Here is a 23,720-nt window from a genome sequence, read left to right as displayed (position 1 = left end):
CGTGACCTCTCGCAAAAAAATGCCGGAGCGAATTAACAGGAGTCAAAAATGAAGAGAACATTTTTAATCACAGGCGCCAGCAAAGGCATCGGGCTGGCGCTTGCCCGCCGTCTCGCCGGGGCAGGTCATGAGGTGGTCGGTATAGCACGAGGTTCCCGGGACGATTTCCCAGGCACCTTAATCAGCGCAGATCTTTCCAACGCCAGGCAGACACAACAGACTTTCGAAGAGTTAAGTCAGCGATTCGCATTTGACGGGATCGTCAACAATGTGGGTCTGGTTAAACCTCAGCGTCTCGGCGATATAGATTTAGCGACTTTCGAAGACGTTATACGCGTCAATCTCTATCCCGCTGTACAGGGAACACAGGCCATTCTCGCTGGCATGAAAGACCGGGGCTGGGGGCGAATCATCAATATTTCCAGCCTGACGGTGCTTGGCAGTGTTGAACGGACAGCTTATGCCGCTGCAAAAGCGTCTCTGATCAGCTTCACCCGTAACTGGGCACTGGAACTCGCTCAGACAGGTATTACGGTGAACGCGGTGGCACCGGGGCCGACTGAAACAGAGCTTTTTCGGGCGAATAACCCGCCAGGCAGCGCAGGTGAAGAGCGCTATCTCAGGGGAGTACCAATGAGGCGATTTGGCAAGCCAGACGAAATTGCGGCTACTATTGCTTTTCTGATGTCACAGGATGCCGGCTTTATAACCGGCCAGACCCTCTTTGTCGATGGCGGGGCATCAGTGGGTCAGCAGCTTTTTTAACGCGACAGTCATCGCGGATTTACTTTCCTGTGGCTCCTGTAGCGGCAGTTAAATGTCCGCGCCTGAAAACCAGGCGTATCAGCTCTGGCTCAGGTGGGAAGCGGACATTTATGCCTGTTTTCACTGTTTAATCATGCGCGTCATGCATTCGGGTAACCCCACAAAGCGCAGGGATGACAAAAGATGTTCCGGTCAGGAACAGAGCGCGGTGCAACAGACGATCTGATGAAAGACTGCCGTTGAAAGTGCCCCGGCGTTTACACATCAGGCAGCTTGCGTCATTAACCAGCGCTCAAACTTACCATGGCAGCGTTTTGCCCTGGTAATTGAGGAAAGCAATACCTCGCTGATTAAAGCGTGTCATGAGCATGTCTGTCACGCCGCGAGTGCTGGTTTCGACATCCAGTAGCGCATCCGGACCGCCCATTTCAGTCCGAACCCACCCCGGCGCGACCGCCGTGAGTGACCAGGGCACCTGTGGATTTTCAGCGATAAAACTTCGCATTGACTGATTCAGTGCTGATTTACTGGATCGATAAGGCTCCCATCCTCCCTGCACATTATCCGCAATACTAGCCAGTTCTGATGACATGACAGCAACCACCCCGTCTGCCCGAACCAGAGGTGAAAAAATATGTAATGCCGACATGGCCCCCGCTACATTGGTAAGCATGACAGTGAGTAAACGCTGAGCGAATGATTCATCGGGCGACCCGGCCGTTCCGGCATTCACCAAAAGTAGATCCAGTGTTCTTCCCGTCAGCCTGCCGCTCAGGGTTTTTAGAGACTCATCGCTGGTCATGTCGAGCGTTTCAACAGATAACAGAGAATTACGCCCGGCGAGCTCGCGAAGGTGGGAGCGGGAAGCGCCGTTGCGCTCAGTAGCAATCACCTGCCAGCTACGTTCCAGAAACCGTTCTGTCATTCCCAGCCCCAGACCGCGACTGGCTCCAATAATTAACGCGGTAGATTTATTTTCCAGCATAGATATACCTCGGGTTGTGCAGTAATCATTTCTTTCTCAGGCCAGCCTGGCTCTGCCACCTTTATTACATGCCTGTTAAGGCCGGGTATTAAATGCTTTAAAACCCTCATGTCCTGAGCAGGCCTGACCTGCAGGATATTCATGAAAGTGAACATTTACCGGAAAGCTTGAGAGGATGAAAAAAAGTTTATGGTCTCGTGATTCGTTAATCCATATCATGAACGTCATAACTCAAGTGACAAAAAGTCATTAAACGATGGCGTTCAGGCTGCTTACCTGTTTGAACGAGAAGAGAGGGGAAAATGCTCAGCCTTCGAGGCAAAAACTTCTCTTTCTGAATTTGTATAGAGGTGCAAGCATGGCATTTGACGAGCGGATGCTAAAGGGTATGGGAGTATTAACCGCTGTGGTGAAAGGGGGAAGTTTCGCCACAGCAGCGGAAGCATTGGATATGTCACCTTCAGGTGTCAGCCGGGCAATTGTCAGGCTGGAAAATCGTCTGGGTATCCGGCTGTTTGAGCGAACCACCCGATCTATCGCGTTAACGGACGAGGGGCAGCGATTTTATACGCAAATCGTCCCCTTACTGGCGGGGCTTGAGGAGGCTACTGCGTGTGCGATTGATGGTCGCAATTCCGTTCGTGGTCGTCTGCGGGTCAATGTTCATCCGTTTTTTTCGAGGCTGATACTTGGCCCACGGTTAGGACAGTTTTTAAAGCAACATCCTGACTTACAGGTTGAACTCTCCACGCGTGAAGAGTTGGGCGATTTAGTTGCAGAGGGGTTTGACCTGGCCATTCGCTTTGGCGAACATCGGTCGTCAACGCTGGTTGCACGTAAGCTTCTGGACACCCGTATTCTCACAGTTGCTTCGCCTGCATATATTACAGAGCATGGCAAACCCATGTCACCAGACGAACTTTCCTCACCTCGTCATACATGCATTCAGTTTCGTTCACCTGAAACGGGCAAGCTTTTCACCTGGGAATTCCAGCGCGGAAATGAGATCAAATCGCTAAATTTACAGGGACAGCTAATTGTAAACAATGTCGGTACCCTGCACGGCACCTGTCTTGCAGGGTATGGCATAGCGCAGATTATGGAATTGGGTGCTGAGCAGCTATTAGCAGAGGGTAAACTGGTTGATTTGTTTCCGGAGTGGCCCGACGAAAGGTTTCCGCTTTATGCACTCTACCCTTCACGCACCTATCTGCCGGCAAAAATATCTGCTTTTCTGAATTTTGTTTCAGCGATTGTCACCGAACCTGTTATCCGAACCTGATGCATGTCTGCAACGGAGTGACGATAGGGCAACAGTCCGGTCCCGGTAAGAAGCCGCAAGATTAAAGGTGGATTTAGCGACGTCAAAGTAGGCTGGCCTTCCGCAGGAGGAAACATTGAATTTTCCGCGCGGCAACGATCCTGTCTATATTACTGCTTTAATACCTCACGCTGGCATTATGCTACCTGAAAGAAATGCGCCGACACTTTCTGAACCGGGTGGCTTCGATGTTGATTTGCAGTGGAAGCCAAAGTTTCATGAGTAAATTCAATTCATTGAACTACGCCGCAAAAGAACAAAAACGTAATTTGACAGCCTACCATTTAGTAGGTAGCCTAGTGGGTATATGCTAAACGTGGCAACGCTTAGATCCGGCACTCAAAAATTGAAGCCGACGTTACTTAAACCGGAGAGATATTATGACATCCCGTTCTGATCAGTTAAGTAATACACAAAATAAGTGGCTGCAAACCTATTTCTTTATACGCGCAGCTGGATCTGTAATCTGGATTTTGCTGGCTATCTCTATCGGTAAAGGTAACCCAACGCTGGCTGCCATTCTTTTTGTTTTGTATCCGGCCTGGGATGCGCTGGCCAACTTTATTGATGCACGACGTTCTGGAGGGTTGCGTCAAAATCCCCCGCAAAAATTTAATTTTATTGTGAGCGTTATTGTCTCGCTGGCCATTATCGGGTCACTCTTCGCTGGCATCAGTACGACCATTAAAGTATTTGGCGTATGGGCCATTTTTTCCGGCGTGTTGCAACTTTTAGCTTCAGCCCGCCGCTGGAAAACGTCTAATGGTCAATGGCCAATGATTTTAAGTGGTGCACAATCCTGCCTGGCCGGTCTATTTATGTTCAATCAGGCCAGCAGTGATATCTCCCTGGGTGTGACAACCGTTGTTCCCTATGCGGCGTTCGGTGTATTTTATTTCCTTATAGCAGCAATTTCATTACTAATTAAAAATAGCAGAGATAATGCTAAAGTTGCTATGCGCTGATTTCTTTGCTATTTATTCCTGCTACATCTGTCACAGGAATGACGTTAATCTGATTTGCTAATGCTTAAAAAGCTTAAAACAAAAGAGGACAGAATGAAAACAATTGGAATATTGGGAAGCATGTCAGCAGCTTCAACTCAGATTTATTACCGGAAGATGTGTGACTTAGTCCGTCAGCACTCAGGTGGTTTACATTCACCTGAGCTATTAATTCGTTCACTAAATTTTGCAAACATTGAGAATTTACAGGCCAACGGTTTATGGGAGGAGGCTGGTTCCATATTAAATACTGAAGCTAAATCATTGGAACGAGGCGGAGCTGATTTTATTGTTTTGGCGACAAATACAATGCATAAATTAGCAGATCAAATCATGAAGGATGTTAACATCCCTCTCATTCATATTGCAGATGCCACTGCTGAAAGAATTGTAAGTGCTGGTTTGAAGAATCCCGGTTTGATGGCTACTGCCTTCACAATGGAACAACCTTTTTATCTTGAGCGTTTAAATAATCATTTTCTCAGACCAATTGTCCCAGCAGAGTCAGATAGAAAAGAAATTCATCGTATTATTTATGATGAACTATGCAAAGATATTATTATTCCAGATAGTCGTATTCGTTTTGAAGATATTGCTAAGCGTTTAATTGATAATGGAGCTGATTGTATTATTCTTGGTTGTACTGAGGTTTGTATGTTGCTTAATCAGGATAACGTAACAGTTCCTGTTTTCGATACCACATTAATTCATTGTGAGAAAGCAATCAATGTTGCTTTATCATCCTGATAGTTGAATTTATGGTGTCGGATAATCTATTTCTTTCACCCACACAGTAAGCTGTGTTTGGATGTACCTTTAGTCTATTTTTTACTTAATTGAATACAAAGTTTTGGATTTTTTTTGGTATAGCGCTTGCAACTTTTTCATTACAGCTTAATGTGTTATTATATATTCCAGAAGGAAAAGACAAGGTGCCAGTTAGTCTTTTTGTTTTATCTCAGTTTATCGCAACTGTATCTTTTTTCCTGGATGTTAGTTCTTTCCATTTTAAAAAAAACAACCACAACTTTACGAATATTATCTGTTTCTACATTCTTGCTGTCTGTTCACTTTGCACTCCTCGGTGAGTACACTTCAGGTTTGATGATGATGATTGCCTGTTGCCGGTTTATTATCGCATCTATAACCAACAACAAGAAATTTTTTATCTTTTTCATGCTGTTATCGTTTTTTGGCTGCATGTTTACCTGGCAAAGTTGTAAAGATGTCCTGCCTTTGCTCGCTGGGCTGATTATGAACTATGCAGCTTTTCAAAAAGCAGAGATTAAAATTCGGTGCTATACGATGATAGGCAGCGCGTTCTGGATTGTTAGTAATTTTATCGCACACTCACCAATTGCTTTTTCAATGGAGTTGTCGTTTTTCTTCAGTACTGCTTTTTCTCTCTTTAAGAATATAAAAAGTAAAGATTATGCTATTTAAATAGAGTCAATATTCAATTGGTTTATATTGAGAGATTGATTTTCCCCAGGACGGATACAAGCTTCAGTTAGTAATGTCGGTTGGTGACCCAGGCCAGTCCCTCTAAAACCTTTCGAAATAATGTGTGATGTTCCAATCATTGGGGTATCAAGAGCGCGTTACCCCGTGTTAAGGCCTTTACGTCCATTGCGCAGCATTACCGATATTGCACTAACATACCAATCAGTACATAAATGATTGACATAAGAACTACCACCCATTAATGTATCAATTGGTATATTAGTTGTGTTGACTGGTTTTTAACTTTTCAGTGTATAAGCCTGCAAGGATAAATGATGCAACCTGTGATCCTTTACGTTACTTATCAGGGAGACCCTGATTCTCGTTTTGACCGACGTTACTACGCTGACAGCCACCTTCCACTGGTTATGGAAGCTTTTGCACCGTATGGCCTGTTGAAACTTTCAGTTTTTTATCCTGAAACCAAACAGCCCGGCACGCTGGCAATCTGTGAGTGTATTTTCCGTAATGAAACGGCTATTAGTGATGCTTTCACCTCACACGAAGTTGAAAAAGTGATGGCAGACGTAAGGCATTTTACCGATATCTCACCCGTGAGATTTCGCGGAACTCCACTGTAAAATAAGGAAATTTCATGCAGCAGAATCATAAATTCCGCCCGTGGAATGAGGCACCTGTACGCTCGATACGTCGTGGGCACTTCTGGATTCCCGGCGAACGTGTTGAGCAAAATGGGCTGACCTATCAGCGAGGACCGATGTACGTCGAGTGGGAAGCGCCAAAGCTGATGAGCCGGCCTTATCCGGTAGTGCTGATGCACGGCGGTGGCTTTCAGGGCACTGAATGGTTTGATACGCCCGATGGCAGACCCGGGTGGGCACAACGCTTAGTTGAGGATGGATATACGGTGCTGGTCATTGACAGACCAGGACACGGACGTTCACCTTTTCATGTACAGACAATGGGTGAGATGGGACCGGCTTTCTCGTTCGAAAATGGGCAAAAGATATACTTCCCCGGAACAGATAAGCGGCATACTCAGTGGCCCTTTACAGTAAATGATGGGGCGGCTATGGATGAGTTTATTGCTGGATATGGCCCGCTTCCTGCTGACCTTGCTTTTTCACAAACATTGGATGCCGACAGGATGGCTGCCCTTCTGGATCGTATTGGTCCCGCTATCCTGATAACACACTCTGCTTCCGGACCGGATGGCTGGCTGACGGCGGATCGCCGTCCGGATCTGGTAAAAATGATTGTGGCAGTGGAACCCATGGGGCCTCCTTTCGCAGAGATACCTAACATAGGAGTAATGGATTGGGGACCCGCAGCAGCACCAATGAATTTTTCTCCGCTGATTACTTCTGCCGCTGAGTTAAAACGTAAAAAGCCGGGCAGCTATCAATTACCTTCACTGATTGATAAACCAATCTTGATCGTTACGGCTGAAGCTTCTGCATTTGCAGCGGCGAGCCCGCCTACCGCGGCTTTCCTGAACGCAGCCGGGGCCTCTGCTGAAGTGTTGCATTTACCCGATCATGGCGTATTTGGTAACGGACATGGACTGATATACGAAAAGAACTCAGATGAAGCGCTGGCGCCCGTTCTTAACTGGATTAACCGTCATATAGCTGTCAGTGAGTAAGAGATAATTACTTGCGGCTGATTCGTGTTTGTAAAAAGCTTTGTGAGTAAACGTTTCATCGCTTGCTTTTCACGACTGTGCCTGGGATGAGAACTGGTAATGCGCCTCTGATTATTTAAAGTTGATATCATCTGCGCTTAATCGGGAGCTTTTTCTTCTTAATCCAGGCCTTCTGTAGACACATCATTTATACCATGGCAGTGAGCAGGTCGAGCCATACTTGAACTGATGCTTAAAAAAAACGGGCACACAACTTTCTACGTTATAAGATAAATAAAACAACTATCACTTTCTAAAAAGCAGGGGTAGGGTTATGTCTACCCTACCCCTCGTTAAATATAGCCAATTTTGATTGCTAATTTTTTATAAAAAACCCTCAAACATCTATCCATTAACTTTCAGCAGAAATAATATATCTTCCTATCTTATTTTAAAAAGTCCAGTAAGGCTTTTATGGTCTCCCGAGGGCGCTCCTCAGCAATCCAGTGGCCGGCACCTTTAAATTCGATAAATTTATAATTACGGGCATACTCTTTAAGAAATGCAGACAGCAGTGGAGCACTGATTCCCCCAATGCCCAGTATGGGCGTCTGTAACTTTTTATATGTTTTCAAATCATCTATATCCTGCTGCATTGATTGATACCACCCATTTCCTGCGCGGATTGCATCAGGTTGTGCAGCTGCTAATTTATAGACCGATCGATCAAAGCTTGAAATTGCACCCGGCGTTTTGTTCAGGTAGTCATAGACCCAATCCACTAATATATCAGTACGTCCTTCTAATAATTTCTCTGGCAAATCTGGTACCTGGTTAAACGCAAACCACCAGAAATGAAGGCCATGATTAGGATCGTTTATCTGATAATCATTTTTTTGTGGCAGTAACGGAAACTTCCTGAATGCCTCAAACGGGTGCGGAACGTCAAGTAAGGCCACGCGTTTCGTGTAATCAGGATAGTTTGCTGCAAAACTATAGGCGACCATTGCGCCAATATCATGCCCGACGATGTTAATATGACTATAGCCTAACTGATTAACCAGGGAGTAGATGTCGCGCGCCATGGTTTTCTTATCATAACCTGAGGCTGGCTTAGATGAACCGCCCTGGCCACGGATATCAATCGCTATGACCTGATAATGCGCAGCAAGCTCCGGCATTATTTTGTGATATTCCCACCAGGTTTCAGGCCAGCCGCCAAGTAGCACCAGAGGCTCTCCTTTTCCTCCAGTGACATAATGGAGTTTAACTCCGTTCACGTAAGCTTCGTGATTCGTGAAACCAGGCAAGCGGCGTACCAATGCCGTATCTGTATAGTCTTGCTGAGTCACGTTCACCGGTTTAAGGAAATCACTATCTGCAGGTGCAGCATTTACAAACGATAGTGGGAAGAACAAGACCGCTGCCATAAAAAAACGGCCTGTCGTTTTCAAAGTTACTTTCATAACACCATCCTTATAAATTGAAAAAAATAGAGCCACAATGAAAATTACTTGTGACAGGAGGGAAACAAAGAGAGCTTATCGCTTAGCCTATATCATGTATTCATCACTGATGAAGGCAGCCCTTCATCATGACAATGATATTATTGATAAAGGTTAAGCGATGCTGTGCATGCCGAAATCAGCCATACATCCTTTTTACAAAACAGTTATTACCGCTACTTATTAAATTTATTCGACATGAAATTTTTCGACACAAAGACCCGCGTTGCAGGTTTCTGAATAAGCCTGACACTTAATGCTGCGCCGAGTGCTAAGCAGAGTGCAATGGCCAGCGTAGAGATATCAAAAGCATGGGTAATATCAGCTCCGGAATGACTATCTCCAAACGTACTGTAAAAAATACCGCCTATCAGTGCCACACTCAACGCGGCACTGATCTGCAAAGCACAACTCGTTACGCCTGAGATCATGCCAGAAAACTCAGGTGCAACACGGCCTGTGATCATACGCATCAGCACCGGCATCGCCAGCCCCTGCCCTAAACCCGGTGAGCGTAATGCCACGGGGTCAAGTAACGGAGAACCTCCATTCTGGCTAAGGTGTAACTCATAGCGCCATAAAACAAAAGCCAGTAGCGGAACAGTCAGAAAAAGCATCAATGACCACCAGGGCCAACCCGCCTCACGACCTTCAATAATTGGGATAATCAATGCGCTCAGCATTGCAGTCGCCAAAATCATACTGATGGGGCCAAGCTTACGCGCATTACGCGCACGCGTCTCTTTTAATAAGGGTAAGCCAAACAGCACGACAAACATTACAACCGGTAAATTCACCAGAATAATGAGCCGCCATCCTAAATTATAAAGATCCAGCGATATCAGGACACCGCCCAATGCTTGCCAAATAACTGAAGCCAGACCAAACACTGCCCCATATAAACTCAGAGCTAATGGTTTCTCTGCTTCAGGAAAAATAACCTGTATTGAAGCTAATGCCTGAGGCGCCATGATGGCGGCCGTTGCCCCCTGCATGATACGACCGACTATGAGCAACCATGGTGACCATGCCAGACCGCATAATAACGATGCGGCAGCAAAACCGATTAGCCCAAGGAAGAACATTTTTCCCCGACCATAAAGGTCGCCCAGGCGGCCACCTGTAATCAAAGTGACGGCATAGACTGCGGCGTAGGATGAAATGACTAATTTTTTAACCGAGGAAGATGATGCAAATTCCTGCTGAGTTAACGGAAGCGCGACGTTGACAATTAAAAAATCAAGTGGCGGAAGGAGTGCACCTACAAGCAATATAATAAACATGGCCCATCGGCGAGGTTCAGTTAGCAAAGCTTGTTTTAAGGTCATTAAATGCTCCTTATGGTACCAATTGGTTCCTAATTGACGAAAAAAACTACTGACTTAGTCTGTTCATCGTGCATTCAACGAGTTCAAGCATTTCTGTTTCTGATGCCCCCGTTTTACCCAATACCCGCATGCCTTCAATCTGACAGACCAGAAATCGTGCCATAAAAAATTCATTATGTTCAGGTAACTCACCATTTTCCTGAGCGCGAATGATTGTTTCAACATAAAGTTGCTGCAGCCGTTTGAACATACGTTCTGTTTTCTCAGCAACATCATTGTCATATGCGGCCATTTCAGTGGCTAAGGAGACGACTAAACAACCGCGCCGCCCTGGTTCACCGGAAGAGAGCCTGGCGTATCGAAGAAGCGATGCTTTTATCGCGTTTGTAGCTGAGCCTGGCTGCGAGAGCAATCCCGCCGTTTCCCGCCGTCCATCACTCATATATAAACCAAGGGCTGCAAGCAGCAGACCTTTTTTATCCCCGAACGCTTTTTACAAACTTCCTCGTGACAGGCCTGTGCCAGCAATCAAATCCGGCAGCGATGCGCGATCGTAACCTCTATCCCAAAAAACCTTCATAGCATCACGCGCTGCAGTTTCCAGCTCAAACTCGCGTGGGCGACCCAAGCCTGATGAATTCGTCGTCATACTTACCTTCCCTACTGCCACATTAGGAACCGATTGGTTCCAATTCTAGTTGAGGTAACTAAAAATACAAGTAAATTTTGACCGCGTGAGTTCAAGGCCCTTACAGCAGATCTCATCCCGGATTTGCTGAACACTATTCTCCTGCAGAAATATCCATTTGATTATTAATGAATTATTTGAAAAAAAGCACATGTATTAATCATACGTTTTAACCTTCTGTGCGGCATCGTGAACAAACAGGCGCAACGTTACGATTAAATTTGTACTTTAAAGTACAAATTTAATCGTAAGGACAAGTTATGAGTACAGCATTTCGGGGAAGAGCGCCTAATACATCAGGGAAATCGCACTTGATAAAGTCATGCTGACCTGCCCCCAGTCCAGTATTAGATACAACGCTCAGTTAGTAATGTCGGTTTGTTTACCTACTAATTTTCCATTTCTCCAGCTTGCTGCAAATTCAGCCGGCGTCTGGTATTACAGCGATGAAAGAGGTCTGGACTCGTTATAGTCCTGCCGCCAGTCATCAATGATTTTCCGGGCATAAAGAATATCACTGAACCAGTGTTCATTCAGGCATTCATCCCGAAAGCGACCGTTGAAACTCTCAACAAATCCGTTCTGCGTTGGCTTACCTGGCTGAATAAGTCGCAACGCACACCATGCTCAAAGGTCCATTGATCGAGTGCGCGGCTGGTAGACTCCGGGCCCTAAACAGTTCTTATTGTCGCCGGATAACCTCGAAAGAGCGCGATGCTGTCCATAATACGCGTGACCTGAACGCCTTCGTTCGAGCGCCAGTTCTGTGATACGGCTTGATAAATGTGCATCAGCCGCCGGTCGCTGAGCACCATAACGGCAGGTCGACAGGGATAATCCTGTAAGCCTGCAGGAACGACGTTGCGACAGACCAGTCGCATCACATATAAATACTACAGCTTCCCGCTTCTGGTCCGTCGTCAGTACTTTCGCCCCAGATCCACCTGAAGTGCCTCCTTTTCAGCATGGTTTCGGCAAGCAGCTTCCCGAGTCTGGCGTTCTCTTCCTCAAGCGACCTCAGGCACTAGACCTCGGGCACTTCCATACCGCCATATTTCTTACGCCAGGTGTGATGGTAGCGTTGGAAATGGCGTGTTTACGGCACAGCTCACGAGCAGAAACCCCGGCTTCAGCCTCGCGGAGAATACTGATGATCTGTACATCGGAAAAACGCTTCTTCATGGGGGCCTCATGTGACTTATGAAGACATTACTAACATCGCGGTGTGATAATTAACGGGGAGCAGGTCAGCGCCCGCAAAACTTACCACTGGCGCAACCCTCATACCGGAAAAGAGTATTCGCTGGGCAATGCCTCACGCCGGGAAGCGATTGCTCAGGCTATTGAAGCTAACCATTATCTTGACCGGAATTATGTTCCCTCCGCCCTTTTGAATAAATTACAGGCGTGCCCAGTAATGACAGTGTCTGAATGGATTTCAGCTTATGAAGCAATCCTTGTCAGATGCAACGTAAAACCGGTCACACTGCGGCTGCGTAAATATCAGCTAAACGCGAACGGAAAATCTCTGGGTGGCCTGGCAATGACCGCAGTCACGACCCGCGATATTGCCCTGTGTCTGGAAGTCTATGTCACCGAAAATAAGCAGACAATGGCATCCATCCATGAAATCCGCAGTTTATCGGGAAGGTTAAATGAAGCACATTAGGGTGAGGTGTTTACACAGCGGCTACTGGGTCAAAAGAATCTCGCGATGACACAGAAGTATCCCGATCTCCGTGGTGATGAGTACGTACTGGTATGAGGTATAGGCAATTTCGGACAAATTTCGGACATTTTCGTACAGGCGAAAATCTGAACTTGCAAATCATGCCGTTGTGGATATGCTATATACATAGCATATACGTTTCATATAAAGGCCAGTCATGGGTATCGTCAAAATTTCGGATTTAATGCATGAGAATCTGCGCATCGCCAGCACGGCGCTCAGTCGTTCGATCAACGCGCAGGCGGAGCACTGGATGAAAATCGGCATGCTGGCCGAACTTTATCCGCAGCTCAGCCATCAGGAACTGACACGCCTGCTGATGCGGGTCGAACGTGATGGCGGCGCTGAACTGGCGCAGCTGCTTGACCAACCTTCCTTTATTCCGCAGGGAATCGCGCAATGAGTATTAAACTGCATACCGCTGAAGAGATTGAACGGGCGCGCGCCGCCGGTCACGCCGCCGCCAAAGTGCTGGAGATGATCACGCCCTGGGTGAAACCCGGCGTTACCACAGATGAACTGGATCGCCGCTGTCATGACTATATTGTCAATGAGCTAAAGGTCATTCCGGCTAACATTGGCTATCAGGGTTACACCCGTACCGTTTGCACCTCGGTCAATCACGTGGTGTGCCACGGTATTCCGGGCGAGAAAAAGCTCAAAGACGGTGACATCGTCAATATCGACGTGGCGGTCATCAAAGACGGCTGGTACGGCGACACCAGCCGCATGTATTTTGTTGGTCAGCCGTCGGTACGCGCTAAGCGCCTGGTTGACGTGACGTATGAATCAATGGTTGCAGGCATTCGGGTGGTGAAACCCGGTGCAACGCTGGGCGATATCGGTGCGGCTATTCAACAGGTAGCCGAAAAGGCCGGGTTTTCCGTGGTACGCGAGTATTGCGGTCACGGCGTCGGCGAGATCTACCACGGCGATCCGCAAATCTTGCATTACGGCACGCCGGGCCAGGGGCTGGCGCTGCAGGCTGGTATGATTTTTACCATTGAGCCCATGATTAACGCCGGCAAAGCGGGCACCAGCGTGCTGTCCGATGGCTGGACGGTGGTGACCAAAGATCGCTCCCTGTCCGCGCAGTGGGAGCACACTGTCGCCGTCACGGATACCGGCTTCGACCTGCTCACACCCTGGCCGGAGGGTACCGGTGATTACGCCGCGATCGTTTAACGCCTGCCAATCGTCCAATCTGTGATCTCTATTGTAGTACAATAAAAATAGATTGTACTACACTGCTAACTCATGACGATTTATATCGCTCATGTGCAATATCACTATCGGCATAGTTAATGCTGCCGCGTGGCCGAAATAAAATGATTTTTATTTTTCGGCTGCACTTCATTTATTGCTTAGCAAGCGAAACAGATCATTCATGACATCGCTGCCCTTGCGCCCGTCTGCCGGCGCGGAGTGGCGGAATGCTGCGTGACGAGGTGGATATGATAAGTTCCGATGTTTCTGGCTCTACGTTGAGCCAATTAAATAAGCGCATCATCCCGTTTATCGTGATCTGTTATTTTGTCGCTAATCTCGATAAAACCAATATCTCTATCGCTGCGCTGCAAATGAATGCCGATCTCGGGCTTACCACCAGCATGTACGGCCTCGGTGTCGGCATGTTCTATATTTCCTACATTCTGTTTGAGATTCCCAGCAATGTCATTATGACCAAAGTCGGTGCCCGGCGCTGGATAGCGCGCATTATGATTACCTGGGGCATTGTCAGTACCGGCATGGCGCTGGTTCATAGCGCCAATCAGTTATATGTGATGCGTTTTTTACTCGGTATGGCCGAAGCCGGTTTTGCGCCGGGTATTATCTATTATATTTCCTGCTGGTTCCCTAAAAGTAACCGCGCACGTGCAATGTCTTTCTTTTATATGGGATCGGTGGGCGCGTCGATTATTGGTCTGCCCATTTCCGGTGCCATTCTCAATATGCATGGCATTGCCGATATCGCAGGCTGGCGCTGGCTTTTTGCGCTGGAAGGCATTCCTGCAGTGGTGCTTGGTTGTCTGGTGCTGTGGCGCTTACCCGATAAGCCCGACGATGCTGTCTGGTTAACTACACCGCAAAAACACTGGCTGCGTCAGCGCCTCGAACAGGACAATCTGGGTGTTACCCTGAATAAGAACCACTCCTGGCTGCAGGCATTAAAAGATCGCACGGTGTTATTGCTCAGTCTGGTGTGGTTCTTACAGGCGTTTGGCTCGATCGGTATTACGTTGTTTATGCCGTTGATTATTAAAAGCATGGCCGCAGAGCAGAGCAATTTTATTATCAGCCTGTTATCCGCCCTGCCCTTTGTGATGGCCTGCGTATTTATGTATTTAAACGGACGCCATTCCGATCGCAGCGGTGAACGCGCCTGGCATATGGGCTTGCCATTAATTTTATCGGGCCTGGCATTAACCGGCGCGATTTATTCGGGCAGCCTGCTGCTGGCTTATATTTTGCTGGTCTTCACCGTCGGGCTTAACTTTGCCCTGACGCCAATATTCTGGGCCGTGACGACGGAAAAATTAGCTGGCGTAGCCGCTGCGGCATCGATTGCCTTTATCAATACGGTGGCAAACTTTGTCGGACTGGGTTTACCGCCGCTGCTGGGAAAAATGAAAGATGCGACGCAAAGTTATCACTCAGGATTGCTGATTGTGGCGATGGCGCTGATTGCCGGCGGTATTCTCGGTATTATTATCGCCCGTCCATCGGGCGGTGCCGGTGCCAGCAAAACCCGCGCGCCGCATGCCGAAACCGGGCACTGAACGTGATTACGGCTCGCCTGCGGGCCTGACGCTGGCCATCGCCTCGATCACCTCGGTCATGCGCTGAATCACCATCTGCGCCGCCCGCGATAGCTGGCGCGACGGCGCAGTACACAGCGCCAGGGTCAGCGGTCGCATCACGCTATGCCTGAGCGGTACAAAGCAGAGCTGGTTCTCCTGCACCTCGGTCATCACGTCCAGCAGGCTCAGCACGCTGATGCCGGTGCCCTGCGCGATCAGGCTGCGAATCAGGCGGATGTCGTTACAGGCGATAATGTTTTCCGGCGCCAGGCCCTGCTTGCGGTACAGCGCATCGACACGTTCGTGGACCACCAGCGCCGCGCCAGGCACAATGTGTCGCTCATGACTGAGTTCGCTGAGCGACAGCAGCGGCCTCGTGCTAAGCGGATGGTCAGCGGCCATCACCACGCCCATCTCCAGTTCGGCAAACGCCAGCACTTCCAGTCCGCTCTGCCCGGCGGGATCGAGAATCAGGCCAAAATCGATTTCCGACTGGCGAATCATCTGGCTGATGCGGTGGCTGTTGTCTACCGTCAGCTCCAGCCGCAGCCACTGATGCTGGCGTGCGATATCGGCGATGGCGTCTGCCACGCTGCCTTTGGTCAGCGACTGCACCAGCCCGGCCGTGACGTTACCGCGCTTGAGTCCCTGTATATCATCGAAACGCTGCCGCGTGACGCGAAACTCACGCTGCCAGCGCATCACATCGTCATACAGCAATTCTCCGGCGGTGGTCATGCGCAGCCCTTCCGGCAAACGCTCAAACAGCGGCGTACCAAAACTCTCTTCCGCCTGCAGAATCTGCCGGTTAATGGCGGAAGCGGAAACGTGCAGTTGCTCAGCGGCTTTGCGCAAACTGCCGCTGCGCGCCACTTCGGCAAAATAGACGGCAAAGCGGGAAAACGGGCTCATTGCTCACCTGTACGGTTTTTTGCAACACCTGGCTGCATTCTTGCTGATGGATTTGCACAGGCAAGCATATTAACAATGTACTGACAAAAATGAAGCCTTCTATTACGCCTTGTGTGAGCACCTGACAGGACAACAGCATGAATAACATTACGCCTCCCGCACACTGCACGTTTGAACCTGATGACTGGCTGCGTCTGGCGCGACAGTGGCATCCGGTTGCCCGTTCCTGTGATATCGCCGGCGCACCGACCAAAGCGGTGCTGCTTGACGAGCAGCTGGTGCTGTATCGTCTGCAGGGTCAGGTGGTAGCGGCACGCGACGTTTGCCCGCATCGTGGCGTCCCGCTGACGCTCGGTTTTCATGATGAAGAGGGTATCGTCTGCCCTTATCACGGCTTGCGCTTCGGTGCCGGTGGCCGCTGCAATCGCATCCCGTCCAGCCCCGACCAGCCGATTCCGGCCAAACTCAATTTGATCAGTTACGCGGTGGAAGAGCGCTTTGGGTTGATTTGGGTGTGCCTCGCGCCGGATGCTGACCAGCCCGCGCCGCTGCCCACCATGCCGCACTGGGATGATGCTGGTTTTCAACAGATCAACTGTCCCGGTTTTGACGTCAACGGCTTTGCCGGACGCCAGGTGGAAGGTTTTCTGGATGTGGCGCACTTCGCCTGGGTGCACACGGAAACCTTCGCCGATCCCAACAACCAGGTAGTACCTGCCTATAACCCGGTCGAAACCGAGACCGGTTTTGCCGTGGATTACTGGAGCTCAGTGAGTAACTTTGCCGCTGACAGTCCGCAGCAGGCGCCGGAAGGATTTAGCTGGCTGCGTCATTTCGAGATGCACCTGCCATTTACCGCCACGCTGACCATTCATTTCCCCGGCGAATCGCGCCTGGTGATCATGAATGCCGCGTCGCCAGTATCGGCGCGCAAAACGCGCATGTTTGCGCCCATCGCGCGTAATTTTGACCTACACATCCCGGTTGAAGAGGTGCACGCCTTCAATCAGCGCGTGTTCGAAGAAGACCGCCTGATGGTGGAAACCCAGCAGCCGGAGCGTTTGCCGCTTGACCTGGCTCTGGAAGCGCATATTCCGGCCGATCGCAGCTCCATTGCTTATCGCCGTGGCCTGAAGCGCATGGGCTTCGGTGAATTTTTCCTGGTGTAAGGAGGCAACGATGAGTGATCTGCTGAATGTGGTGGTGGATGGCCTGTATCGTCAGGGACGTCACAATCTCAGCGTCACGCTGGTGGCGGAAAATGGCCAGCCGTTGCCGGACTGGCAACCCGGTGCGCACATTGATGTGCACCTGCGTGATGGCCTGATACGTCAGTACTCACTGACCGGACGCTGCGATGACGCGCGCGGCTACCAGATTTGTATTGCGCGCGACGGGCAATCACGCGGGGGATCGCGCTACGTGCACGACACGCTGCGCCCCGGCCAGACGATTGCGATTTCGCCACCGCGCAACCTGTTTCCTCTGCAACCGGCCGCTAAAGTCATTTTGCTGGCGGCCGGAATTGGCATTACGCCGCTGTACGCCATGGCGCTGGCGCTGGAGGCCGCCGCCGTGCCTTTTGTGCTGCATTACTTTGTCCGCCAGCGCGGTGATGAAGCTTTTGCCGCCGAACTGGCGCAGCGTTTTCAGCATGGATTTTGTGAAATCTGGTACAGCAGCGAAGGCCGCAGCGCCCGTGATTATCCACCGGCGGAACTGCTTGATGCTGCCGCCGACACGCATCTGTACCTGTGCGGGCCGGAAGGGTTTATGACGCACATGCAGCAGCAGGCGCTGGCGCGCGGCTGGGACAGCGCCAACATTCACGCTGAAGCGTTCAAACCTGTCGCCCGCACGGCTGGCGCGGAAGAGGATTTTACCGTGACGCTGGCACGCAGTGGGCAGCAATGTACCATTCCGCCTGACAAAACCATTGCCACGGTGCTGCTGGAGCATGGCGTCGACGTTCCGCTCTCCTGCGAGATGGGCATGTGCGGCGCCTGCCTGACGCGGGTTACCGCTGGAGAGATCGATCACCGCGATACCGTGCAGTCTGACAGCGAAAAAAGCGCCCCGGAGCAGTACATCGCCTTGTGCTGCTCGCGCAGCAAATCGGCGGAACTGGTGATTGATCTCTAGGGCGCGCCGCAGGATGACTTAATCCGTGCCGGAAAGCTCAGGTTCCGTACGTAGCACAATGGCTTCCTCTGCCGCCTGTGGCAGCAGTTGCAGCAGCCAGCTGGCCATCTGGCTTTCCTGCTGCAGAATGCGCCGCACAATCCTGACATCCTCCCCCTCTTCCGCCTGCTCTGCGGCCACCTGCAACGTCGAGTAGGTGGCGATTTTATAGTTACAGAACACGTAGCTGCTGACGGCCACACGGATGCCCTCTTCATCCTGCAGCATATCGCTGGCGGCCTGACCGACCGCCGACATCCGGCCTAACGACTCCTTCAGCACCGACCAGCTGCTGTCATACTGGCGCAGCAGCGTTTTCACCTGCTGCTGCTGGTCACGGCTCTGCTCAAGATACTGCTCAATACGCGCCTGCAACGCGGGATGATCCGTCAGACGTGATGCAGCCGCCTTCAGCAGGCTCTCCGCATGTTTCTCCATAGCATGCGCATCGCGCAGCCAGTCCAGATATACAGATTCCTTCGTCATGGTTTGCTCCAAAGTGAATGACACGGGCGATCTACCTCAACGGCGTCAGAGACGGATCCCTGATCGGGCAGCACGCTTTGACCTCATCGCTTTCAGGCTGGTTATCTGAAAAATAAGCGAAGCGCTAATTAAGTCCAGGCGAACAACTTAATTAAACGTAGCAAGCAAGCCGGGCTGTGCAAGAAAGGTTTTTAAGAAATGCGACAGCGGTTAATTGTCACAACGTCATCAATTCACATTAGCGCCGCTAAAAGAACGCTTCCCTTTATGAAAGTAAAATGTTAACAATCCCCCCCCAAATGATTTGCCGGAATAAATCAGCTGAAATTGACTCATCGTTAAACAACCAACGTGCTGTAAATTAAAAGTTAAGATTATTCCTGGCTTGATTATGGTAAAAACATCGCTACATTTATTTTTGCTTCATGCGGGTATGAACAGAGAGGAAAAAATGAAGGATCCAAAGAAGAAACCTGAAGAGGAAGAAAAAGTGACGCAACGTCGTGGGGGTTCAGGCAACTTCGCCGCCGATAAGGAGCGCGCGGCTGAAGCAGGCCGCAAAGGCGGTCAGGTCAGTGGTGGTAACTTCAAAAATGACCCACAGCGCGCCATTGAAGCCGGCAGGAAGGGAGGAAAGATCAGTCGTCGTAAATAACTACTCCCCATCTTTGTATTGATTTAACCTCGATAACTTTTTGCACTGTGCTCTCCTGACATCACGTTTACGCTTCGCTTAAACGCACGTCTAACCTTGTCAGGAGAGTAATTTTCCCATCCGAAAACAATTAATCGATCAAATCTTCAGCGATCCTGCGTTATTTACCGCTTCGCTTATCAGCGACCGCTTTTCAGTTTATTTATCCCAAAATTAAATCATTGATTATCTAACTATCAGCTTCAGGCACCCTATATTTGTACAAGCCACGCAGAGTTGTACACTTTTATTTAATCTGCGTTAATTACCCGGGCTGATATATATACACAAGCTTACAATTGGCTAACTCCGCAATATTTAAGGAATTATTGCATACGCAATGCACCTTACATGGATTAATTACCCGCTATCCGCTTGATATCACCCCGCTTTTAGCTAAATTCTCCATTCACGCTCACTATTGCGTCGCTATTAACCTGACGCTAAGGGAAACGCATGAACGCTGAACTCAATGACTGTATCGCGCTGTGCTATCGCTGCGCGACCGCCTGCGACCACTGTGCGGCGGCTTGTCTGCTGGACGCTGACGCCAGTGAGATGAGCGTCTGCATTAGCCTGAATCAGCAGTGCGCGGCGCTGTGTCGCGTAACCGCCCAACTGCTGGCTGCCCAGAGTGAACTGAGCGAGCAGCTCTGTACCATCACGTCGATGGCCTGTCAGCTGGCTGGTTGGGAGTGCCAGAAGCACCAGCATCCACACTGTCAGACCTGTGCGGAAATTTGCCTGCAGTGCGCAGATAGCTGCATGACGGTGGGCATGGCGGAATAACGGATAGAGGTACCGGGAGGGCGGTGGCAGGTCGCCAGTGCGGCGACTGGCGGCCTGGCTTAATGATCCTGCATCACCAACCCGCCATCGACATACAGCGTCTGGCCGGTGACAAATTCGCTCCATGCTGATGCCAGAAACAGCACCGGCCCGGTGATATCCGCAGCGCGCGCCAGTCGTCCGAGCGGCGTTTGCGCTGTCAGCGCATGGCGTACCGCTTCTGGCGTATGCTGACTGGCATCGGTGGGATACACCAGTCCCGGCGCCACGCAGTTCACCCGAATGCCCAGCGCCCCCAGTTCGGCCGCCAGCGTCCGGCTAAAGCCCGTCAGCGCGGCTTTTGCGGTGATATAGTCGTGATAAGCCACCGCTGGCCGGGCGATCAAATCACTCACCAGATTGATGATGCTGCCGCGCGCGCGGCGGCGCATCAGCGGCAAGGCCGCCTGACACACGTTGTAGCAGGCGTTCACTGCGCCATCAAACTGCGTCTGGTAAGCAGACCAGGACGTTTCCCAGAAGCGCTGGCGCCGGTCGGGATCGAAGCGATAAGGTGCGAAGGCATTGTTCACCACCACATCCAGTCGCCCGGTAGCGGCCTCGATCTGCTGCATCATATCGGCTACCTGTGCGGCGCAGGTCACATCGGCGGCAATCGCCAGTGCACCCCCGCCCTGTGCTTCACAGGCCGCCACCACCTGCGCAGCGGCGTCGTGATTACGTAAATAGTTGACCACGACAAACGCGCCTTCGGCGGCAAAGGCCTGGGCAATGGCGGCGCCAATACCGCGGCTGGCGCCGGTCACCAGCACGGTGTGATTGCTGAATTTCATTGCGTTTCTCCACGCCCGCTCAGTCAAGATAGGGCGCATAGTGTTCAGCGGCGGTTTCCGCCGCCTGTTCGATTTCGCACAGGGTGACCAGATCCAGCAGGCTAAAACGGCCATCGTGATGCCAGCCTGCCTCCGGCGAAGTCATGTTACCCAGCGCCGTGATGCGCGTGACGCCCGCCGCCCCGAGCTGCGCCGCCAGCCGAAACAGCACCTCGGGCGCGGCCGCGAGGCCAACGCTTTGCAGATACGCGCGCTGCGCGGCCACCCAGCTCACCGTCTCCTCCAGCGTATCCACGGCAATCACCTTCAGCGTGCGTCCGAGCGCGCCCGGTTGTAACGGCTCCGGCTTATCGACGTACACCACCGCCCAGGCATCGTGCTCATCGCCGTACAGCGTGCGGTCACCGCTCAGCGCAGATATTTCCTCCGCGTTGCGCCATGCGGCCACTGCCTGGCTTTCACTTAGCGTCAGCGCAGCACGCGGATAACGCTGAGCCAGCGCGGCAAGTTCATGAGCGAGGTAAGCAGCAAACTCCTGCGGCGACACCCGGCCGCCGCGCTCAATAAACAGCGCCTGCGGCGAGTAACAACCGGCCTGGTCATAGCGCATCACATCGTAAGCCACCTGACGCGCCAGCGCCGGACCGCGCCGCACGTCCAGCGCCGAGCGCGCCACCATGCCAAAACTGATTTTATGGCCGTGCGGCAGAAAGCGCGTGGCTGGCGGCAGACGCCGCTGCATCGCCGTCAGCGCGGCTTCTCCGCCATAAGCCATCACTACGTCTGCCTCGCGGAACCACTGCTGCTCAGTGCGTTCATCACCGCCCTGCCACCATACGACGGCCAGACAGTCGCCCAGCTGCGGATCGATCTCCGCCAGCAGCTGAGCGAACCAGCACGCCATCAGCGGCTCAGCGCTCGCCACTTTGCCCACGCTTCCCGCCTTCACCAGCAGGCCGGCAATCAGGCTCCACAGCGGCAAACCCGGCACATTGCCGGCCCAGACCTGCAGCAACAGCTGCGGGCCAAACGCGCGGGCAAAGCCGCCTTTTGTCCGCGGCTGAAAATCGTCCAGCATCTGCACGTTGCCGAAATCCTCCACCAGAAAACGCCGCAGCTGCGGTTCACGAAAGGTTTTGAGATAGCCGGTTAAACCGAGCCGCAGCATGTCGGCGTCATAGCCGGTAACCAGCGGCAGCAACCGCTCCGCCTGCTGGCGCACCGGGTGCGAACGGTCAAGCAGGCGCGCGATGGCTTCATCAATCAACGCGGTGATGCGCGCTACGCTCAGGGTGTGCAGGTAGCGGCGCGCGTTATCGCGTACGCTGGCCGCCAGCGTGGCAATCTGCGCCTCGGACAGCACCGGCACGCACACTTCCAGCGCGCTGCCCTGCTGGCCAAAGTGCAGGCTGTGCCACGCCACCTCGCTGTGGCGGATGCCCGGCAGATGGCCGGCATACAGTTTCATGCCCGCGCCTGCGCGGCAGCGAGAAACGATTCCATCGCCAGCGAGCAGCCTTTGGCATCGGCGCCCGCGACGCGCCCCAGCAGCTGAAACCCGCCGGGCACCATCACGCCGGCATCTTCGGTCAGAATCGCGGAAACAGAATTGAAATGGGCGAGATCGTGATGCACCAGTACGCCTGTCTCACCTTCCGGCACGTCCGCACCGGTCAGCGGATTGACCACGCGCGTGCGGATCCAGTGCGGTCCGGATTTCACCGGCGGGCAGATTTCATTGCCGGCATCGTAAAACTGGGTGCTGAGTTCAGTCATGCCGTACATATTGATGCAGTGCGAACGTGGCACGCCGAGCGTCTGCTGCAGCGCGCTATAAAACGCCTCCGCCGCCACTTCACGCGACTGGCCTTTAAAGCCCCCGGTGTCGAGGATGCGGCTGCCCGGCGGCAGCCTGAAACGCCGCTGCTGACGCGCCAGTTCGTCCAGCAGATGGACAAAACTGTAGCTGGCACCCAGCAGGGCATAGGGTTGGCCGCTGGCCTGCGCCTGCTCCAGCGCGGCGATCAGACGCGGCAGTTTCAGCCCCTGCGCATCCACCATCACTTCGCTGTCTGGTGTGCCACATTCTTGCATCGCCAGCGTCAGATAATGGGCCAGCGAAGAGTTGGGCAGCTCGCTGCTGTGCGGAAACAGGATCGCCATCGGCAGGCGCGGATAACCGGCCATAAAGCGCTGGCGGAAATTGATCAGCATTGAGCGATCGTAAACTGCCAGCGTCGGGTGATAGCTGCGCCCCCGGCCAGTACCCGTGGTGCCGCTGGTCATAAAGATGTGGGGAATCTCCGCCACCGGACGGCAGCTCAGCGTCAGATCTTTAAACGCCGTAATCGGCACCGCCGGAATCTGCCGCCACTGTTTTACCGTCAGCGGCGTGCGGCCACGCTGGCGGGCGAAACGGGCGTAAGGAAGATTGTGTTCGAATTGCCACGCGAACAGCTGCAGCGCCAGCTGGTTGAAATCCGCTTCCGTGGTTTCCTGGCGCTGCATAAACGCCAGCAGCGCGGCAATGATTGACGCTTCGGTCATGAAGGTGCCCTCTTTGGACTGCGGCATAACGGCCAGCCAGGACCTGAGAAATGCGCAGGATTCG

The 23,720-nt window shown here is 51.7% G+C and carries 25 protein-coding genes and 1 pseudogene; 15 read left to right on the top strand and 11 right to left on the bottom strand.

Annotated features, from left to right (window positions below):
- Positions 1-48: 48 nt before the first annotated feature.
- The gene (locus tag AC6I8P_RS20040; protein WP_058758873.1) at positions 49-765 is read left to right on the top strand and encodes an SDR family oxidoreductase; all 717 of its coding nucleotides are present in this window, start codon (positions 49-51) and stop codon (positions 763-765) included.
- A 298-nt stretch (positions 766-1,063) separates the two neighbouring features.
- Here the strand turns inward: AC6I8P_RS20040 and AC6I8P_RS20035 are convergent, their stop codons facing one another.
- A complete protein-coding gene (locus AC6I8P_RS20035; RefSeq protein WP_058758874.1) occupies positions 1,064-1,750 on the bottom strand; it encodes an SDR family NAD(P)-dependent oxidoreductase in 687 nt (228 codons plus the stop codon).
- 358 nt (positions 1,751-2,108) lie between these two features.
- Between AC6I8P_RS20035 and AC6I8P_RS20030 the strand changes: the two genes are divergently transcribed.
- From AC6I8P_RS20030 to AC6I8P_RS20005, 6 genes are all read left to right on the top strand, one after another.
- Entirely contained in the window at positions 2,109-3,032 is a 924-nt protein-coding gene (locus tag AC6I8P_RS20030) for a LysR family transcriptional regulator (RefSeq protein ID WP_058758897.1), read from the top strand.
- A gap of 419 nt (positions 3,033-3,451) precedes the next feature.
- Positions 3,452-4,036, top strand: coding sequence for a DUF308 domain-containing protein (locus AC6I8P_RS20025; protein WP_222952287.1), 585 nt, complete (start codon positions 3,452-3,454; stop codon positions 4,034-4,036).
- 93 nt (positions 4,037-4,129) lie between these two features.
- Complete coding sequence (locus AC6I8P_RS20020; protein ID WP_481658120.1) at positions 4,130-4,822, top strand: aspartate/glutamate racemase family protein; 693 nt, start codon at positions 4,130-4,132, stop codon at positions 4,820-4,822.
- Between the two features lie 150 nt (positions 4,823-4,972).
- Positions 4,973-5,518, top strand: a complete 546-nt coding sequence (locus tag AC6I8P_RS20015; protein ID WP_481658293.1) for a YgjV family protein — start codon at positions 4,973-4,975, stop codon at positions 5,516-5,518.
- A 332-nt stretch (positions 5,519-5,850) separates the two neighbouring features.
- Positions 5,851-6,159, top strand: coding sequence for an EthD family reductase (locus tag AC6I8P_RS20010; RefSeq protein ID WP_245001431.1), 309 nt, complete (start codon positions 5,851-5,853; stop codon positions 6,157-6,159).
- Positions 6,160-6,173: 14 nt separating this feature from the next.
- Positions 6,174-7,184 carry an alpha/beta hydrolase gene (locus AC6I8P_RS20005; protein ID WP_481658119.1) on the top strand — a complete coding sequence of 337 codons (1,011 nt, stop codon included), beginning with the start codon at positions 6,174-6,176 and terminating at the stop codon, positions 7,182-7,184.
- A 425-nt stretch (positions 7,185-7,609) separates the two neighbouring features.
- Here AC6I8P_RS20005 and AC6I8P_RS20000 read toward each other — a convergent pair whose 3' ends face one another.
- The 5 genes and pseudogenes from AC6I8P_RS20000 to AC6I8P_RS19980 all read right to left on the bottom strand — a co-directional run bounded on the left by AC6I8P_RS20000 (position 7,610) and on the right by AC6I8P_RS19980 (position 11,866).
- Entirely contained in the window at positions 7,610-8,629 is a 1,020-nt protein-coding gene (locus tag AC6I8P_RS20000) for an alpha/beta fold hydrolase (protein WP_245001430.1), read from the bottom strand.
- Positions 8,630-8,844: 215 nt separating this feature from the next.
- Entirely contained in the window at positions 8,845-9,996 is a 1,152-nt protein-coding gene (locus AC6I8P_RS19995; RefSeq protein WP_498031282.1) for an MFS transporter, read from the bottom strand.
- A 46-nt stretch (positions 9,997-10,042) separates the two neighbouring features.
- On the bottom strand, positions 10,043-10,438 hold the full coding sequence (locus AC6I8P_RS19990) for a TetR family transcriptional regulator C-terminal domain-containing protein (protein ID WP_420874735.1): 396 nt from the start codon (positions 10,436-10,438) through the stop codon (positions 10,043-10,045).
- Between the two features lie 51 nt (positions 10,439-10,489).
- Positions 10,490-10,576, bottom strand: a complete 87-nt coding sequence (locus tag AC6I8P_RS19985; protein ID WP_420874737.1) for a TetR family transcriptional regulator — start codon at positions 10,574-10,576, stop codon at positions 10,490-10,492.
- A 468-nt stretch (positions 10,577-11,044) separates the two neighbouring features.
- A pseudogene (locus AC6I8P_RS19980) lies at positions 11,045-11,866 on the bottom strand (integrase core domain-containing protein).
- 43 nt (positions 11,867-11,909) lie between these two features.
- On the opposite strand from AC6I8P_RS19980, the gene AC6I8P_RS19975 reads away from it, so the two are divergent.
- The 4 genes from AC6I8P_RS19975 (at position 11,910) to AC6I8P_RS19960 (ending at position 15,193) form a co-directional block, all read left to right on the top strand.
- A complete protein-coding gene (locus tag AC6I8P_RS19975; RefSeq protein WP_222952282.1) occupies positions 11,910-12,353 on the top strand; it encodes a phage integrase Arm DNA-binding domain-containing protein in 444 nt (147 codons plus the stop codon).
- A 217-nt stretch (positions 12,354-12,570) separates the two neighbouring features.
- Complete coding sequence (locus AC6I8P_RS19970; protein WP_010615787.1) at positions 12,571-12,816, top strand: ParD-like family protein; 246 nt, start codon at positions 12,571-12,573, stop codon at positions 12,814-12,816.
- Complete coding sequence (map, locus tag AC6I8P_RS19965; RefSeq protein ID WP_498031281.1) at positions 12,813-13,598, top strand: type I methionyl aminopeptidase; 786 nt, start codon at positions 12,813-12,815, stop codon at positions 13,596-13,598. The genes AC6I8P_RS19970 and map overlap by 4 nt, the downstream gene beginning before the upstream one ends.
- A 269-nt stretch (positions 13,599-13,867) precedes the next feature.
- Complete coding sequence (locus AC6I8P_RS19960) at positions 13,868-15,193, top strand: MFS transporter (RefSeq protein WP_276591575.1); 1,326 nt, start codon at positions 13,868-13,870, stop codon at positions 15,191-15,193.
- 6 nt (positions 15,194-15,199) lie between these two features.
- On the opposite strand, the gene AC6I8P_RS19955 is transcribed toward AC6I8P_RS19960, so the two are convergent.
- Positions 15,200-16,126 (bottom strand): LysR family transcriptional regulator, encoded by a 927-nt coding sequence (locus AC6I8P_RS19955; protein ID WP_498031280.1) that lies wholly within the window; start codon positions 16,124-16,126, stop codon positions 15,200-15,202.
- 137 nt (positions 16,127-16,263) lie between these two features.
- Here AC6I8P_RS19955 and hpxD point away from each other — a divergent pair, with 137 nt between their 5' ends.
- Positions 16,264-17,295 (top strand): molybdenum cofactor-independent xanthine hydroxylase subunit HpxD, encoded by a 1,032-nt coding sequence (hpxD, locus tag AC6I8P_RS19950; protein WP_058781371.1) that lies wholly within the window; start codon positions 16,264-16,266, stop codon positions 17,293-17,295.
- 10 nt (positions 17,296-17,305) lie between these two features.
- Positions 17,306-18,268, top strand: coding sequence for a PDR/VanB family oxidoreductase (locus AC6I8P_RS19945; RefSeq protein ID WP_481658116.1), 963 nt, complete (start codon positions 17,306-17,308; stop codon positions 18,266-18,268).
- A gap of 18 nt (positions 18,269-18,286) precedes the next feature.
- On the opposite strand, the gene AC6I8P_RS19940 is transcribed toward AC6I8P_RS19945, so the two are convergent.
- Positions 18,287-18,793: a DUF892 family protein gene (locus AC6I8P_RS19940; protein WP_498031279.1), complete on the bottom strand. Its 507-nt coding sequence runs from the start codon at positions 18,791-18,793 to the stop codon at positions 18,287-18,289.
- Between the two features lie 490 nt (positions 18,794-19,283).
- Here AC6I8P_RS19940 and AC6I8P_RS19935 point away from each other — a divergent pair, with 490 nt between their 5' ends.
- The gene (locus tag AC6I8P_RS19935; RefSeq protein WP_010615780.1) at positions 19,284-19,448 is read left to right on the top strand and encodes a con-10 family general stress protein; all 165 of its coding nucleotides are present in this window, start codon (positions 19,284-19,286) and stop codon (positions 19,446-19,448) included.
- Positions 19,449-19,943: 495 nt separating this feature from the next.
- The gene (locus AC6I8P_RS19930) at positions 19,944-20,276 is read left to right on the top strand and encodes a four-helix bundle copper-binding protein (RefSeq protein ID WP_058758661.1); all 333 of its coding nucleotides are present in this window, start codon (positions 19,944-19,946) and stop codon (positions 20,274-20,276) included.
- Positions 20,277-20,335: 59 nt separating this feature from the next.
- Here the strand turns inward: AC6I8P_RS19930 and AC6I8P_RS19925 are convergent, their stop codons facing one another.
- The 3 genes from AC6I8P_RS19925 to AC6I8P_RS19915 are packed head-to-tail and all read right to left on the bottom strand — an operon-like array spanning position 20,336 to position 23,656.
- Entirely contained in the window at positions 20,336-21,109 is a 774-nt protein-coding gene (locus AC6I8P_RS19925; RefSeq protein WP_498031278.1) for an SDR family oxidoreductase, read from the bottom strand.
- 19 nt (positions 21,110-21,128) lie between these two features.
- The gene (locus AC6I8P_RS19920; RefSeq protein WP_498031277.1) at positions 21,129-22,577 is read right to left on the bottom strand and encodes an acyl-CoA reductase; all 1,449 of its coding nucleotides are present in this window, start codon (positions 22,575-22,577) and stop codon (positions 21,129-21,131) included.
- Positions 22,574-23,656 carry a LuxE/PaaK family acyltransferase gene (locus AC6I8P_RS19915; RefSeq protein ID WP_040679838.1) on the bottom strand — a complete coding sequence of 361 codons (1,083 nt, stop codon included), beginning with the start codon at positions 23,654-23,656 and terminating at the stop codon, positions 22,574-22,576. The genes AC6I8P_RS19920 and AC6I8P_RS19915 overlap by 4 nt, the downstream gene beginning before the upstream one ends.
- Positions 23,657-23,720 lie beyond the last annotated feature (64 nt).

Source organism: gamma proteobacterium symbiont of Lampromicra miyakona (genome assembly GCF_059730895.1).
This window is presented reverse-complemented; position numbering and strand designations above follow the sequence as displayed.

Coding starts and splice junctions, on each gene's coding strand:
- AC6I8P_RS20040 (WP_058758873.1), top strand. CDS start 49: ATGAAGAGAACATTTTTAATCACAGGCGCCAGCAAAGGCATCGGGCTG.
- AC6I8P_RS20035 (WP_058758874.1), bottom strand. CDS start 1,750: ATGCTGGAAAATAAATCTACCGCGTTAATTATTGGAGCCAGTCGCGGT.
- AC6I8P_RS20030 (WP_058758897.1), top strand. CDS start 2,109: ATGGCATTTGACGAGCGGATGCTAAAGGGTATGGGAGTATTAACCGCT.
- AC6I8P_RS20025 (WP_222952287.1), top strand. CDS start 3,452: ATGACATCCCGTTCTGATCAGTTAAGTAATACACAAAATAAGTGGCTG.
- AC6I8P_RS20020 (WP_481658120.1), top strand. CDS start 4,130: ATGAAAACAATTGGAATATTGGGAAGCATGTCAGCAGCTTCAACTCAG.
- AC6I8P_RS20015 (WP_481658293.1), top strand. CDS start 4,973: ATGTGTTATTATATATTCCAGAAGGAAAAGACAAGGTGCCAGTTAGTC.
- AC6I8P_RS20010 (WP_245001431.1), top strand. CDS start 5,851: ATGATGCAACCTGTGATCCTTTACGTTACTTATCAGGGAGACCCTGAT.
- AC6I8P_RS20005 (WP_481658119.1), top strand. CDS start 6,174: ATGCAGCAGAATCATAAATTCCGCCCGTGGAATGAGGCACCTGTACGC.
- AC6I8P_RS20000 (WP_245001430.1), bottom strand. CDS start 8,629: ATGAAAGTAACTTTGAAAACGACAGGCCGTTTTTTTATGGCAGCGGTC.
- AC6I8P_RS19995 (WP_498031282.1), bottom strand. CDS start 9,996: ATGACCTTAAAACAAGCTTTGCTAACTGAACCTCGCCGATGGGCCATG.
- AC6I8P_RS19990 (WP_420874735.1), bottom strand. CDS start 10,438: ATGAGTGATGGACGGCGGGAAACGGCGGGATTGCTCTCGCAGCCAGGC.
- AC6I8P_RS19985 (WP_420874737.1), bottom strand. CDS start 10,576: ATGAAGGTTTTTTGGGATAGAGGTTACGATCGCGCATCGCTGCCGGAT.
- AC6I8P_RS19970 (WP_010615787.1), top strand. CDS start 12,571: ATGGGTATCGTCAAAATTTCGGATTTAATGCATGAGAATCTGCGCATC.
- map (WP_498031281.1), top strand. CDS start 12,813: ATGAGTATTAAACTGCATACCGCTGAAGAGATTGAACGGGCGCGCGCC.
- AC6I8P_RS19960 (WP_276591575.1), top strand. CDS start 13,868: ATGATAAGTTCCGATGTTTCTGGCTCTACGTTGAGCCAATTAAATAAG.
- AC6I8P_RS19955 (WP_498031280.1), bottom strand. CDS start 16,126: ATGAGCCCGTTTTCCCGCTTTGCCGTCTATTTTGCCGAAGTGGCGCGC.
- hpxD (WP_058781371.1), top strand. CDS start 16,264: ATGAATAACATTACGCCTCCCGCACACTGCACGTTTGAACCTGATGAC.
- AC6I8P_RS19945 (WP_481658116.1), top strand. CDS start 17,306: ATGAGTGATCTGCTGAATGTGGTGGTGGATGGCCTGTATCGTCAGGGA.
- AC6I8P_RS19940 (WP_498031279.1), bottom strand. CDS start 18,793: ATGACGAAGGAATCTGTATATCTGGACTGGCTGCGCGATGCGCATGCT.
- AC6I8P_RS19930 (WP_058758661.1), top strand. CDS start 19,944: ATGAACGCTGAACTCAATGACTGTATCGCGCTGTGCTATCGCTGCGCG.
- AC6I8P_RS19925 (WP_498031278.1), bottom strand. CDS start 21,109: ATGAAATTCAGCAATCACACCGTGCTGGTGACCGGCGCCAGCCGCGGT.
- AC6I8P_RS19920 (WP_498031277.1), bottom strand. CDS start 22,577: ATGAAACTGTATGCCGGCCATCTGCCGGGCATCCGCCACAGCGAGGTG.
- AC6I8P_RS19915 (WP_040679838.1), bottom strand. CDS start 23,656: ATGACCGAAGCGTCAATCATTGCCGCGCTGCTGGCGTTTATGCAGCGC.